General features: G+C 61.8%; 12 protein-coding genes. All 12 read right to left on the bottom strand.

Annotated features, from left to right (window positions below):
* Positions 1–33 precede the first annotated feature (33 nt).
* The 12 genes from VMV64_RS02420 to VMV64_RS02360 all read right to left on the bottom strand — a co-directional run bounded on the left by VMV64_RS02420 (position 34) and on the right by VMV64_RS02360 (position 13438).
* Positions 34–696 (bottom strand): MotA/TolQ/ExbB proton channel family protein, encoded by a 663-nt coding sequence (locus tag VMV64_RS02420; protein WP_325328354.1) that lies wholly within the window; start codon positions 694–696, stop codon positions 34–36.
* A 14-nt stretch (positions 697–710) separates the two neighbouring features.
* Entirely contained in the window at positions 711–1304 is a 594-nt protein-coding gene (locus VMV64_RS02415; protein ID WP_325328353.1) for an energy transducer TonB, read from the bottom strand.
* A gap of 280 nt (positions 1305–1584) precedes the next feature.
* Positions 1585–3663, bottom strand: coding sequence for a TonB-dependent receptor (locus VMV64_RS02405; RefSeq protein WP_325328351.1), 2079 nt, complete (start codon positions 3661–3663; stop codon positions 1585–1587).
* 32 nt (positions 3664–3695) lie between these two features.
* A complete protein-coding gene (locus VMV64_RS02400) occupies positions 3696–4388 on the bottom strand; it encodes a sulfite exporter TauE/SafE family protein (protein WP_325328350.1) in 693 nt (230 codons plus the stop codon).
* Positions 4388–5191, bottom strand: a complete 804-nt coding sequence (locus tag VMV64_RS02395) for an acyl-CoA dehydratase activase (RefSeq protein WP_325328349.1) — start codon at positions 5189–5191, stop codon at positions 4388–4390. Before VMV64_RS02395 ends, VMV64_RS02400 begins: the two co-directional genes overlap by 1 nt.
* Before the next feature lie 157 nt (positions 5192–5348).
* Positions 5349–6635, bottom strand: a complete 1287-nt coding sequence (locus VMV64_RS02390; RefSeq protein WP_325328348.1) for a double-cubane-cluster-containing anaerobic reductase — start codon at positions 6633–6635, stop codon at positions 5349–5351.
* Positions 6625–7611, bottom strand: a complete 987-nt coding sequence (locus VMV64_RS02385; RefSeq protein ID WP_325328347.1) for a 4Fe-4S binding protein — start codon at positions 7609–7611, stop codon at positions 6625–6627. The genes VMV64_RS02390 and VMV64_RS02385 overlap by 11 nt, the downstream gene beginning before the upstream one ends.
* Positions 7604–8524 (bottom strand): hypothetical protein, encoded by a 921-nt coding sequence (locus VMV64_RS02380; protein WP_325328346.1) that lies wholly within the window; start codon positions 8522–8524, stop codon positions 7604–7606. Before VMV64_RS02380 ends, VMV64_RS02385 begins: the two co-directional genes overlap by 8 nt.
* 496 nt (positions 8525–9020) lie before the next feature.
* Positions 9021–11084, bottom strand: coding sequence for a TonB-dependent receptor (locus tag VMV64_RS02375; RefSeq protein ID WP_325328345.1), 2064 nt, complete (start codon positions 11082–11084; stop codon positions 9021–9023).
* Positions 11085–11126: 42 nt separating this feature from the next.
* Positions 11127–11390 carry a hypothetical protein gene (locus tag VMV64_RS02370; protein WP_325328344.1) on the bottom strand — a complete coding sequence of 88 codons (264 nt, stop codon included), beginning with the start codon at positions 11388–11390 and terminating at the stop codon, positions 11127–11129.
* 174 nt (positions 11391–11564) lie between these two features.
* The gene (locus VMV64_RS02365; protein ID WP_325328343.1) at positions 11565–12116 is read right to left on the bottom strand and encodes a response regulator transcription factor; all 552 of its coding nucleotides are present in this window, start codon (positions 12114–12116) and stop codon (positions 11565–11567) included.
* Positions 12113–13438: an ATP-binding protein gene (locus VMV64_RS02360; RefSeq protein ID WP_325328342.1), complete on the bottom strand. Its 1326-nt coding sequence runs from the start codon at positions 13436–13438 to the stop codon at positions 12113–12115. Before VMV64_RS02360 ends, VMV64_RS02365 begins: the two co-directional genes overlap by 4 nt.
* Positions 13439–13575: the final 137 nt, after the last annotated feature.

The following is a 13575-nucleotide window of genomic DNA, read 5'->3' as shown; positions in this document are numbered from 1 at the left end:
TGGGAAAAATCTCCACCCATTACCCATTCCTCATTACTCATCACCAACCTTGAAGCCCGACTTCATCACCAGGTGCAGAAAATCGGTGGCAAAATCCTCCATCTCCGCCACGTACAGCCGGGTACGGCGCAAGCCGTAATTGTAGGCCAGCACGGCGGGGATGGCGGTGGCAATGCCGAGGGCGGTGGCGATCAGCGCTTCGCCGATCGGGCCGGCTACCACGTCCAGCCCGGCGGAACCGCTTTTGCTGATGTCCTGCAGCGCATGCATGATGCCCCACACCGTGCCGAACAGGCCGACGAAGGGTGCGGTGGAGCCGATGCTCGCCAGCACCATCAGGCCGCTGTCCAAACGGTTCTGCTCCTTCTGCACCTGCTGGCGCAGGCAGCGCTCCAGGATGTCCTGCTGGTCGCCGCTGTGCTGCAGATTTTGTTCCCCGCCTTTTTGCATGTCGCGCAGCGCGGTGAAGCCGGCATGGGCGAGGCGCGCCAGCGGCCCGGCGGCGTTGGTCGATGCTTGCTCTGCCTCGCGCAAGCCTTTCGCATTCCAGAATGCCTGGCTAAATTGTCGGTTCTCCTTCGACAGCTTCCATTGCATCCAGCCCTTGGCAACGATCAGCGTCCAGGTCGCGACCGAAAAGATGACCAGAACCCACAGCGTGACGACTACGATATCCGACGAAGAAAAATGCGGCATAGATTTTCTACCTTCTAATTGTTTTCGAGTTTAAATGTGATCGGCACCTCGACCCAGGCAACCACCGCCAAGCTACCGCGTCGGGCAGGCACGAAGCGCCAACCCCTGACCGCTTCTAGCGCCGCATGATCGAGCATACCTGCGCCGCTGGTTTTTTTCAGCTCAACGCGCAGGCATTCGCCGCTCGCCGCCACCTCGGCGCGCACCAGCACCGTACCTTCGATCCCGCGCCTCCGTGCCGCCATGGGATAAGCCGGAGGCGGATTGCTCAGGTAGTCCGCATTATAGCGTGGCGGCTCGGCTGCCGGCTCCGCAGCAGACTGAGCCTGGGCCGGCGCGGGTGGGGATGGCCGGGCAACCTCCACCGGCGCCTGCCGTAGAGCATGCTCTGCAACCGGTTGCGCTACCGGAACCGGCTTGGGTGTGGGAATCGCCTTCTCCACGACCGGTTTCTGCTGTCGTTCAACTTTCGGTGGTGAGGGCGGGGTCACGCGCGGCTCTAGCGGCACAGGTGGCGTCACCAGCGCAACCTGCACCACCGGCAAGGGCTTGGGCAGCACGATCTCATTCTTGAAATGGGTGAAGCCCCACCAAATGATTGCGTGCATGACCACAACCAGCCCCAGCGGGGGCAGCCATGTTGCATCGTCTTTTTGCGGCATCGAGAACGTATTCAACAAAATAATCTGAAAGTTCAATTTATCACCCGGTCTACCGATAGCGCAAGGATTCTATCAGATCGAGACGGGCAGCCTTGTGCGCCGGGTAGAAGCCGAAGAACACGCCAACCGCCATGACTGCGCCGAGGAGGCAGGCCATCAGGAATACAATTTTTCCATCTCAGGAATCCCCGATCAGGAAGCGGAAGGCAGGGGAGCGGGAGACGGCTCACCACTTGCCCTCCAGAGACAAGAGCACGGTGCGCGCCCCCTTGTCGGTGGAAGCGAGCGACCAGGAACTGCCGGGAGCGTAGGCATCAAGCTGGCGGCGGGTGTCGGCGCGCAACAGGTTCTGCAGCGACAAACGCAGATTCAGCGCGCTGTTCAGCTTCTGCAGCGCATAGGCATCGAACACGGTGCGCCGCCTTGTTTCATAAGCCTGTTCGCCCGGCACCTGGGTGAGGACGCGGCCGTTGTGCTGCATCGACACGCCGAAGCTCTTGTCGGCCAAGGTCTGGTCGTAGCCGGCGCTCAGGATGTAGCGCGGGGATTCGCGCGCGGCGCGGCTGATGCCGAGGCGTTCGTCCTGCACCTCACTGCGCGGCACCGTGAGATGGGCGCGGAATGTCGCCCCCCGCCAACCGAGGCTGTCGGTGCGCAGCTTACCGTCCAGCTCCACGCCCCAGTGGCGGGCCGAGCCCTCGTTGTAGGGGCGATCCACCCAACGGGCTCCTTCCAGTTGCACCCGCCGCTCGGTGAAGTCTTCGGTGTGCCGCAGATAAGCGTTAGCGCCGATGACGCCGGCTTCTCCCGGCAAATAGCGTTCAAGCGCGGCCTCGAAATTCACGCTGCGCTCCGGCCGCAGATCAGGATTGCCACGCCGGTCGGGCTCAAGCGGCGTATTGGCATTGACGCTGAACACCGGCTGATTGGTGAGTTCGTCCAGCCGTGGCGTCTTGATGCCGGTACCCAGGGAAGAGCGCAGCACCCAGTGCTGAACCGGCTCCAGACGCAGGGCCAGCGAAGGCAGCAGGCGCTGGTGGCTCTGGCCGATGCCGTCAACGGCGTAACGAATGAATTCGCCGCGCAGGCCCGGCGTGACGGTCACGGCCGTAATGGGGCTCCACTCGTCCTGCAGCCAGACGCTCCATTGCCTGTCCCAGGCCGAGTGGGTTTCGTTGACCGCCAGACCGCTGTTGGACTGGCTCTCGTCGCGCCGATGGCCGTTTTCCTCGATACTGGCCGCGAGCGCATGCAGCCCGATGCTCCAGTCGAGGCGGAAGGAACCGCCCAGATCGCGTTCCTTTCGGCGCATCTGCTCGCTGGACAGGGTGGCGACGCCGCCGGTGAGCATGTTGCGCTGCGTATCGGCGCGCCGCTCGCCATCGGAAAGCGCCAGCCGTCCGGAATACTTGATGCCCTGGCGCAGCATCTCGCCGTCGGCGCGCAGGCGGTTGAAGGCATTGCGGCTGTTCTCGTTATCCTGGCGCGTGGCGCTGTTGGCCGGGGTGGTCAGGTCGCTGCGCTCGAAGGCGTTGTCACCGCGCCCGAAGGAGCGAAATATCGACGGCGAGAGGGTCAGGCTGTCGCTACCGGATTTCCACGCCAAGCGCGGTGAGATCACGAACTCCTCGGTCTTGCGATCGCCCTGCTCGCTGTCTTCCTGCCAGGTTCCGGCGCTGTCGCGACGGCTCACCTGGCGTCCGGATGGCAGGTCATGGTGATTCAGCGTCACCGGCAACAGCCAGGAAAATGTCTTGTCGCCACCGCCCTTGGTGTAGGAGGTCTGAACAAGCGGCTTGCCGTCGCGAAACCCGACGGCCGTCTTGAAGGCGGTGGACTCGCGCGCCATCGGCCTGTTGAGCACCAGATTCACGCTCAACGGTGCGTTGCCGCCGACTTCCGCCGAAGAACCGCGCATGATCTCGACGCGCTGCAATTCGGTCGACGGCAGGCGGCCGACGATGCTCTGGGCCATGCGCGCCCCCCCGGGCACACGCTCGCCGTCGACCAGAATTTGCACCGAGTCCCGCACCATGCCGCGCGAACGCAGCGCCATCGAGCCGTCGGCGCCTGGCGTGCCGGCATCCACGCCGGGCAGTTTGCCCATCACGTCGCTGATCGTCAGCGCCCCCATGTTTTCGATGTCCTGGCGGTTGATGATGACTTTCTGTGTCGCGGCCTGGTGGCGTTCGGAGATGTCGTCCTCGCTGGAGGAAGTGACTATCACTTCCTTGAGCGTTATTTCATCGGCTGCGCAGGCTGCCGTAAGGGATAGGCAAAGAGGCAGCAGGGTGAATCGTTTCATGATGGCGGCAGGTGGCGAAATAAGATGAAAAGTCAGAAAGCCCGGATAAGCTGGCTCATCCCGACCAGAATCAGCAGCCCAGCGCTGAGCGCCTCGATGCGCGGGCGCCAAGGGCCCAACTGCTCGCGCAGGCGGGCGCCGAAATAGGCGACGCCGAGGCCATACACCAGCGAAGGCACGACGATGGCGCCGAGGCCGAAGCCGAGGCCGAGCAGAAATCCGCCGGCGGCATGGCCCGAGGCGGCGGCCGAGAACAGCACCACGCCCAGCGGCCCGCAGGGCGTCAGCGCCATGCCGGCGCCCATCAGGAACAGGCCGCCCGGCAACAGGGGCCGAGGTTCAGTGCCGAGATCGAAGCGGCGCAAGGGCAGACCGTCGGCAGCGGGCGCCGCCGCAACGGCGCATGCCGGCCGTCGCTGCCAAAAGAGAGCGAGGCCGACCATCAGGGCGGCGGCGCCGAAGAGCAAATGCAGCTGCGGCGAGGCCGCAGCGCTGTCCTTGACATAACGGCCGGCCCAGCCCGCCGCCGCGCCGAACAGCGAATAACCCGCAAGGCGACCGAGAGACAGGGGCAGCACGACGCGCCAGGAGCGGCGCAAGCTGAAATCTCGGGCGAGAAATACCGGCCCCAGGTAAGGCAGGCAACTGACGAGGCATGGGCCGAGGCCATAGACCAGCCCCAAGACCAGGGCCATGGGCAGGCCGACGATGGTCTCGACGGGCATCAGGGGTTCTCGGCTAGAAACTCGTTGCGCGCCAGAATGGCGGCGCCGAAGGCGGTGGTGGTCTGGGGATGTTCCGGGACGACCAGTTCTCGCTGTAGTTCGTCCTGAATGGCGGCCACCAGCCCTTTGTTCAGGGCCGGGCCACCATCAAAATAGACCCGATCCTCGATGCCGACGCGCTTTGCCAGGCGCACTGTGCGTTTGGCGATGGAGTAATGGATACCGGCAATAATCTCTTCCTTGCCGTGGCCGTTCGCCAGCAGGCCGATGATCTCGGACTCGGCGAACACGGTGCAGGTGCTGTTGATGCTCAAGGGGGCGCCCTTGCCGTTGAAGTGGTAGTCGCCCAGCTCCTCCAGATCGATGTCGAGATTGCGCGCCGCCACATCCAGAAAGCGCCCGGTTCCGGCGGCGCATTTGTCGTTCATGGCGAAGTTGGACACGTTGCCCGTGTCGTCGATCTGGATTGCCTTGGAGTCCTGGCCGCCGATGTTGATGATGGTGCGCACGCCGCCGAAAGCCTTGCCAGCTTCATGGGCGCCGATGGCGTTGGCGGTGATTTCGCTGATGGAGTCGTCGGCCTCCTTGAACAGCTTGCGGCCGTAGCCGGTGGCGATCAGGTAACGCACATCGTCCTTGGCGATCCCCAGTTGGGTCAGCAAATTCTGCAGGGCCTCCTTGGCGTTCTTGTGGAACAGGCTGCCGGAAGAAGAGACGTGGACGCCGACAATCTTGCCTTCCTCATCTACCAGGGCCACCTTGATGGCGGTGGAGCCGATATCCAGGCCTGCGAAGTAATTCATCCTAAATTCCTCACCACAGAGACACAGAGACACAGAGAAGATCGAGAAAACAATGGGTTATCCGTTTTCAGGCAATCGCCTCCCGGGTGAACCAATGAAGCGAACCAACTCATTGTTTTTCCTCTGTGTCTCTGTGGTTCAAGTGAGTTTTTCAGGTTCATGCTCGTTTTCTCTTGCGGTTTTTCAGGGATTCCATGAACGCCTCGATCCGGGTCGTGAGCTGGCCCATGTCATCCGGGCTGTAGTCGGTTTCGATGTAGAGCATGGCGATGCCCTCTTTGTTGAGGGTTTCAGCCACGCTCCTCTGCTCCATCTCATACACCTGGCAACCGGCGAAAGCTTGATACACCACGCCATCGACGGCGAAGCTTTTGGCCAGTTCCACCAAGCGGCGGCGGCGGTCGTCGTTGTTGGTGAAGATGGGGCAGGTGCAGGGCTTGAGGTATTTGTCCGCCAGGCTGTCGACCATGTCGTTGACCAGCCACTCGTCCACGGCAGTCATGTCGTAGAGCATGCGGTTGGCGGAACAGGTCTCGTCCGCCACCACCACGCCGCCGGCTTCCTCGATCAACAAGGGCAGCTTGAGGTTGGGGAAGATCGGCGGCGAGCCGGTGAAGAGGATGCGCGGCGCCTTCTTCTGGGCGGCGCAAAAGCCGTCCTTCTCGCGCTGGGCCAATTCGGCGTTGAGCTTTTCCACCGCCTCGGTCCAGCGCTCGATTTCGTCGAAGAAGTAGGAATTGGTGATCAGGAACACGTCCTTGCCCAGCACCACCGAGGGCGACTTGCGGCAGAAGTTGTGCAGGGTGCGGAAGGCTGCCTGGGCGCGGCTGGTCCTGTCCATGGCCGCCGTCAGGTTCTTGCGGGTGAGCTTCTTCCCAGTGAGCTGACGCAGGCGCAGGACGAACTCCCGCACCGAGCGCCGCCAATACACCCTGGCCTGCTCGCTTTCCTTGGCCGGGGGCAATTCCAGGTTATAGACCGTATGCCCCATGCCCACCATCATGGCGCTGGCCTTCTTCTTCTGGTCGCAGGTGGTGGGATTGACGATCAGGTCCAGCTTGCCGACTTTGGGGATCACGTTCTCGGAACTCAACATGCCGAGGGTGGCTTTGACCAGAGAACAAGACTTGGCCGGCATGAAATCGGCGCCGACCTGATCGTAGTGGTAGGAGCCATTGCACAGGCGCACCGGCGTTGCCCCCATGGCGTAGATCAATTCATCCGGTGCATGAATGCAGGTGGTGCCCACCCGCACGCCCTCCCGTTCCAGGGATTCGCCCTGGCAATAGGTGCGCCGGAACAGGTCGTAGAAATAGGCCATCGCCGCCGGGTTGTCGTCGAAATCGTCGGTGATGTGGTCAAGCACGGTCTCCGCCTCCCGCGCCTGGCGGCTGCGGTTGTAGGGGATGGGCGCGATTGCCGCAGTGGTGGGTTTAGTGCTCATGGCGCTTGGCATTCCATCCTTTTTGGGTACGCTTGAGAAAACCTTCCTCCGTCGATTCGAAGAAGGTGACGCTGGCGAAATTGGCCTTCAACGCCCCCGGCTCGGGGCAAGCGGCAACGCATTTCAGGCACAGGATGCAGTCGTCCATCATGATATCCTTGGTCTTGATGTCGTCGGCGATCTCGCGGATATCCATATCGCAGACGGTGTAGCAATCGCCGCAGCGGGTGCATTTGTCGCCATCCTTCTTGAGCTTGAGCAGCGCCGGCTTGGAGATCAGGTAGTGAAGCGCGCTCATCGGGCAGAAGAAGCAGAAGAAGCGCTTCTTGACGAATGACCCGGCAAGGAAAAGGCCGGTGATGCCCATCCCCAGCGCCGTCATGACCAGTGCCGTCTTGCTGGAGAAATCGAGGGTGAACTGCGAAAAATCGCCGGTAAACATGGGCAGGATCATCCGCCCCGGACAGATCAGGCAAAAGGGCGTTGCCATGTCGCGGGAGAACCAGCCGCCGCCGATGCCGAGGGGAATCAGGATCATCAGGGCGAGCAGAAGGTACTTGATCCGACTGAGCGCGTGAAACTGGCCCTGGGTGTAGCGGCTGTAACGCACGCCGAGCCGGCGGCGCAGGGCCGTGATCCAGTCCTGGATGGTGCCAAGGGGGCAGATGTAGCCGCACCAGCTCTTGTTGAGCACGATGAACCAGAGATAGAAAATGCCGAAACCGGTCAGCACGGACATGGAGGCCATGCTGAACAACTGCGGCCAAGAACGGGAAAGCTGATGCTGGAGCGGCAGCAGGTAACAGACGCCGGCCCTGCCCTCCTGGTTGAAACCGCAGGCGAACATCGGCAGGTGATTGCCCAAGTCGATGGCCAGATAGCCCCCATAGACCAGCAGCGCGAACAGCGCCAGCTGGAGCCAGAAGCGGAAGCGCTTCAGGTCGGCGTTATTGACCGCGCGCCGGAGGCTAATCATCGAGCCTGACCTCCTGGTAGGGCTTAACCCGGCGGCGACGATAGAGATAGACGCCGGTGCCGGTGAACAGCAGTCCGGCGAAACCCACCAACAGGCCATAGCCGTAGGAGCGGTAATCGTCTGGCGAGGGGTAGTAGCTCCCGGCCAAGGTGGCCTGATAGCGCACGCTGGTATAGGGCTGATCCTTGTGGCTGCCGGCTTCGGCGGCGGCGACCTCGGCAATCACCAGATAGTTGGCCTTGAAGCGTTTCTGGAACTCGTCCCAGGGCGGGAAGTAGTCCCGGATCACCTGGAAACTGGCGCGCCCCTGCTCATCGCTCGTCACCTCCTTGACCCAGCCCTGGTGGCTGACGAACCGCACCCGCGCGTTCGCTACCGGCAGGCCTTTCTGCAGGACGATGAAGGCCTGGTCCGTGCCCGATCTGATCTGGGCGAAAGGCCCCTCCTTGTCCTGGCGTTCACGGACGATTTCGATCGCGGCGTTCTCCAGCACCCGGGGAGCCGTCATGGCCCGCTTCTGCTCCTCCACGTCGCCGTCATGGCCGAAGTTGCCCACCTCGGCCTTGGCGACGCTGACATTCAGCGTATCCCCCTGCAGCTTGCGGATCGTGACGTAAATGCGGTAGAAGCCCTGCGCCGGCATCTCGAAGGCAAGCCCTTTATAGCCCTCGGCCGGCGGCGGCAGGGTCTCGCCCTCGGGCTTGCCGCGGGGTGTTACCAGCAGGGTTTCCACCGACGCATCGGCTTCTTCGCGGGCGAAAGGCGCCTTCTGGGGGTCGGCGCCGGAGCGCAGCCACAGGCGTTTCATCGGCGGGCCACTGCGCTCGCCGCCCATCGGCATTCCTCCCATGCCGCCGCGTCGCCCCTGAGAACCCTCGCCCCGCATCGGTGGGGTGTCTGCAATCCAGAGCACGCCGCCGCCGCGCATGGCCATGCCGCCCGGACGACCGCCACCGCGGGCGGCTTCCTCGGGTTTGCCCGCGACCGCCGGCGCGGCGACGGGGCCGTGACGATGCTCTGCCGTCGCCGGCGTTTCGGCAGCTTTGCCCTCGCGGGCCTCGCGCCTGGCACGCCACTCGGCGCTCTGGGCCTCGCTCGGCGGTCCGCCTCCCTGCTTGGCCTCTTCCGGTTTGCCGCCGGCCTGGGCCGGCGCTGGCGCGCCACTTTCCTCTGCCTTGGCGCGTTCAGCGGCCCGTTTCTGCCAGAACGCGCGCCGCTCCTCCGGGCTGGCGCCTTCGGGCGGTCGCGGTCCGGCGTACTCGCCGGCGTCCTGCCCACCCCGAACCGACGGTGGCGGCCCGCCGCCGGAACGACGCTCGTCACCCGCATCCTGGGCCGAGGCAAGCCCAGTCGCCAGGATCGCCAGCAGTACCGGCCCGAACCGATGTGTTATGCGGCTCATGATCGGGTCAGAACTTGTACGAAACGCCGGCGCGCAGGGTCAGAGGATGGTAGCCGGCGTCGATAACACGCGTATTGTTAAGTACCAGGACACGTTCAGCGTACTTAGTATCAAGCAGGTTCAAGGCATGCATCCAGAACGACCAGGGGCCATCGGCATAACTGGCGCGCAGGTTGTAAAGACTGGGCCGCTGATAAGTATCGCTGTTCTTGTCGTCGATGTAGTAGCGGCTGGTGTAATCCCCTTCCAGTTCGACCTTCCACTTCGCAGCCGGCCGCGCCGTCAGGCGCAGGTTGAGATGGTGACGGGGGGACGCCTGGTATGAAAGGCCACTGTAGTTCACACCGCTGTTTACGTAATCTTCATAGGTGTTGACGGCATAGGTGTGTGAGAGACCGAGATCCAGCCACTTCGCGGTCGCCAGGGAAAGCCCGGTTTCCACCCCCTTGAACGATACCTTGCCGGCATTCAAATTTGTGGTTCCTGATTTCACAATCATGTTTTCGATGGTGGTGTGATAAACGGCCACATCGTAGCGGAGGCGCTGATCCGGCAGGAAACCGCGGAAGCCGATTTCATGGGTGAGCGACTCTTCCGGCAGCAGATTCATATTCGGGGTGGCTCCCCCAGACCCTAGCAAGGTGCTGACGGATGGGGCAAGAAAGCCTTCGGCGACGCTCGCCCAGAGCAGATGGTTGCGGTCTAGATCGTAGGTGGCGCCAACCTTCTTGACCAGCTTCCTGTAGGTCTTTTCGCCATCTTTGTTAGCGGCTGTTCTATCGTCGATGCTATATTTGATTTCGTCGTTACGGGCGCCCAAAGTAAGACGCAGCCGCTCGGCCGGGGTAAACCCATAGTTCAGGAACGGCGACAGTTGTTTTTCCTTGGCCAGGCTGCTGGCAGTTATGGCACCGCGCGAAAATTGCCCTTGCGATCCCAACGCAGAGGTCAACTTGTTGTTGTATGTGATGCTGTCCGTGGTGTTAGATATGTCGTCAAAACCCACATGCAGCGTCGACTTGGCTAAATCGAAATCATGCCGGTACATGGCCCGCACACCGGTCTCGGATGCATCGGTGTCGTAGATGGAGTTGTCAAAATTGCCTGCGCCGGCACCGTAGGTTTTTGCGTCGCCAAAGGTCGTTAAGTCCTTCTTGCGGTTCAGCATGGATAGGGTCAACTCACCGCGTTCCCCGATGTTGCGCTGGTACTGCACCGAAGGCGTCACATACGTAGCCCAGGTGCGGCTATACACCGACGGGCCAGCCGTTACCCCGGGGGCTCGCTGCTGCCAGTTGCTGTCGAACTGCTTCTGCGTCAACTGGCCCGGAGCCTGGGCATCATCATCGATGTATTCGAGGCGGAAAGCCAGTTTCGATTGCTCGTCGATGCGACCGGACAGCTTGGCGCTAACCGTTTTCTTGCTTTCAGCCGTTTGCTCGCGCCAACCCGAATTTTCCAGCACGTTGGCGTCGATGAGGTAGCCAAAGCCATTCTCCAGCGTGCTGCCGCCCCACAGATCGGTGCGATAGAAACCGTAAGCGCCGGCTTCCTGAGAAAGACGCACCTCGGGCGTTTTTGGCGCATCGCGGGTGATGACGTTGATAGTGCCGCCGAATGCGCTACTGCCGTTCAACACCGAGCCGGGGCCGGCAATGATCTCGACTCGTTCGATGTCGTTGGCGTTGACCACGTCAAGAAAAGCGGTCGTGCCGGTACTTGCGGTGCGCATGCCGTCGATACGATTTTCCGTGTACTGCTTGCCGCCATCGGGGATGCGCATATTGCGGATCTTGCTGACCCCTGGAACACGAGTCAGCAGTTCGCGCAGGGAGTCGACGAACTTCACCGTTTCCAGTTCTTCCCGGGAAACCACCGTTCCGGCCAGGGGCGTGTACTCGTTCAGTGTGCCGAGTTCGGTTCTTGACTGAACGTCGGTCTTCTTGCCCTCGGTGACGCGAATCTCGCCCAGAACTGTCGCCGTGGCTGCGTCGTCAGCCGCTTGGGTTGGCCCGGCAAAGGCGGCGTAAACGGCAACCGCCAAGGTGCTTCGCGCTATTTTTCTTTTCATGTTGTTCTCCAAATGATAAAAGCAAAAATCAAGGGGTTGCTATCAGCGCTGCGCTTCCGTGACGATGGCGATCTTCATCAACCCCGCCCGTTGCGCCACGGCGAAAATGTCGGCCACCTTTTCATGGGGCGTGGCACTGTCGAAAAACTGTCTGCCCTGGCTGCCGAAGGCAGAGGCCGAGCCGAAATTGCTCGGGTCGCCAAGGAGCACCCGGATGTTATAGAACTTGTTCGGGGCCGGGAATTGGGCAAATTGTCGCACCCCCTCCATCAGGGCAAATATGCACACATCTCGCACAATCGTCATTCCGGCGAAAGCCGGAATCCAGGAACGCGCGCCAATACTGGATTCCGGCTTTCGCCGGAATGACAGCACTGATTTCGATGTTGTTACATATCCGTTTGAATATGAATGCGACTTGTGTCCATACGGTAGCCGTCAGGGGCAATGCATGCCCGCATTTCAGCCGACGATCTTCCCTCACCCCTGCACCGGGCGTTTGTCCAGCTTCCGTTGCAGGGTGCGACGGTGCATCTTGAGGGCGCGGGCGGTAGCGGAAATATTGCCCTTATGTTGCGCCAGCACGGTCTGGATGTGTTCCCACTCCAGACGGTTTACGGAGAGAGGGGCCTCCGCTACCGGAGTGCTGGCATCGCCCCCGGTGCGTAACAGGGCGGCTATCACGTCGTCCGCATTGGCCGGCTTGGCCAGGTAATGGGTGGCGCCCAGCTTGATGGCCTCGACAGCGGTGGCGATGCTGGCATAGCCGGTAAGCATGACAATGCGGGTATTGGGGTCGAGGTCTATCAGGTCTGCGATGAGTTTGAGACCGGAGTTGCCGGGCATTTTGAGGTCGACGACGGCAAACTCCGGGGGGTTGTCTCTGGACAAGACCAAGGCATCCTCTGCGTTTCCGGCGGTTTCCACCGCATAACCTCGACGGCGCAAGGCCTTGGCCAGTACATCCCGGAAGACCTCATCGTCATCCGCCAGCAGCAGTACCGGCCGCTCGTCCAGATCGACCTGGCTCATGTAGACTCCGGGTTGAGTTGGGCCAGAGGCAGGATCACCCGTGTGCAGGTGCCGCCACCTTCCCGGTCGAAGACTTCCACCTCGCCGCCAAAGCGCTCGATCGTGGCATTGGTGAGAAAAAAGCCTATGCCCAACCCGCCGACAGCATCGTCTGTCGGCGACTTGCTGCTAACGGGGGTCTGGCCCAGTAACCCGGCAACCCGTTCGTCTATACCCTGCCCTCGGTCGAGTATGTCTACCGTCAGGCTTTGGGTGTCCCAGGCCAGGCGCAGTTCGACACTCTCCGGGCTGGCATCGGCCGCATTGTCGAGCAGGCTTTGCAGTGCCTGGTCCAGGCTGCGGTCGGGGCGCACAGACGGCGCAGTGGAGGCAGTGTCAGGATGAATGGACGGCAAGCGTACCTTGGGCCGTAGAACGTGCCACTCATCCACCAGATGCGCCAGCCAGACATCGGCGGGGAGCGCCGCCGCGGGTGCCGTACCGGCGGCGCCCACAATCTCGGCCAGGATGCCCTTGCAACGCTCCACTTGGGAGCGAAGCAGACGCAGGTCGTCGGCGCGTTCTTCCCGATTGCCTTCATCCACCTCCATCTCGCGCAACACCACGGCCATGGTGGAAAGAGGCGTTCCTAGCTTGTGGGCAGCCCCCGCCGCCAGGAGGCCAAGAGCAAGGATCCGCTCCTGCCGCAGGGCGCGCTCACGGAAGGTATGAATCTCACGTTCCCGCTGGCGTAACGCCCCTGCATTGCGGGCCAAAAACACTGAAACGATCAGGGCGCTAATGGCAAAATTAAGCCACATGCCAACCACGTGCAGGGCGAACCCCCCTTCCTGATGAATCGTTGTACGATTCATGCCGCAGGTCTTCGAAAGGGCCGCGTCCAGGACACTCAATCGGCCCTGGGGGAGTGGCAAGGGCTGGTTAAAAAAAACCAGCAGAGTGTAAGCTGCAAAAGCCATCACGGCCATGACCCAGATGTAACGAACGGGCAGGACGACCGCGCCAATGGTGAGTGGCAGGAGCAACAGCGAAATAAAAGGGTTTTCTGCTCCACCGGCAAAGAAGAGAAGCCAGGTCAGCACCAGCACATCCAGGCACAATTGGGCAAATAGCTCGCCATCGGCCACGGGCAGGGCTTTACAGACCTGCCACCAAGTGAAGAGGTTAACCAGGGTCAGAAAAAGCACCGCTGCCAGCATGGGCAATAATGGCAGAGAGATGTTTAACCACCCGGCGGCAAAAAAAATGGTCAGTCCCTGAGCCAGTATCGAAAACCAGCGCAAGGCCACCAGACGGCCCAGGACACTGGCCGGATGAAGCATGTTTGGAATCATGTCTTGTAATTAGTCGTCCCTGAAACATAGACCGGGACTCCTGATATGCAAGCCCCGTGCCAAGGTCAAGTTTTCGTTAAAACAATAGGTTGACCCAGATCAGGATTGCGCCATTTAGCGCAAAC

It is taken from the genome of Sulfuricella sp. (assembly GCF_035531155.1).
Classification (GTDB): Bacteria; Pseudomonadota; Gammaproteobacteria; order Burkholderiales; family Sulfuricellaceae; genus Sulfuricella.
The sequence above is the reverse complement of the archived record's forward strand: the minus strand, read 5'-3'. Positions and strand labels throughout refer to the sequence as shown.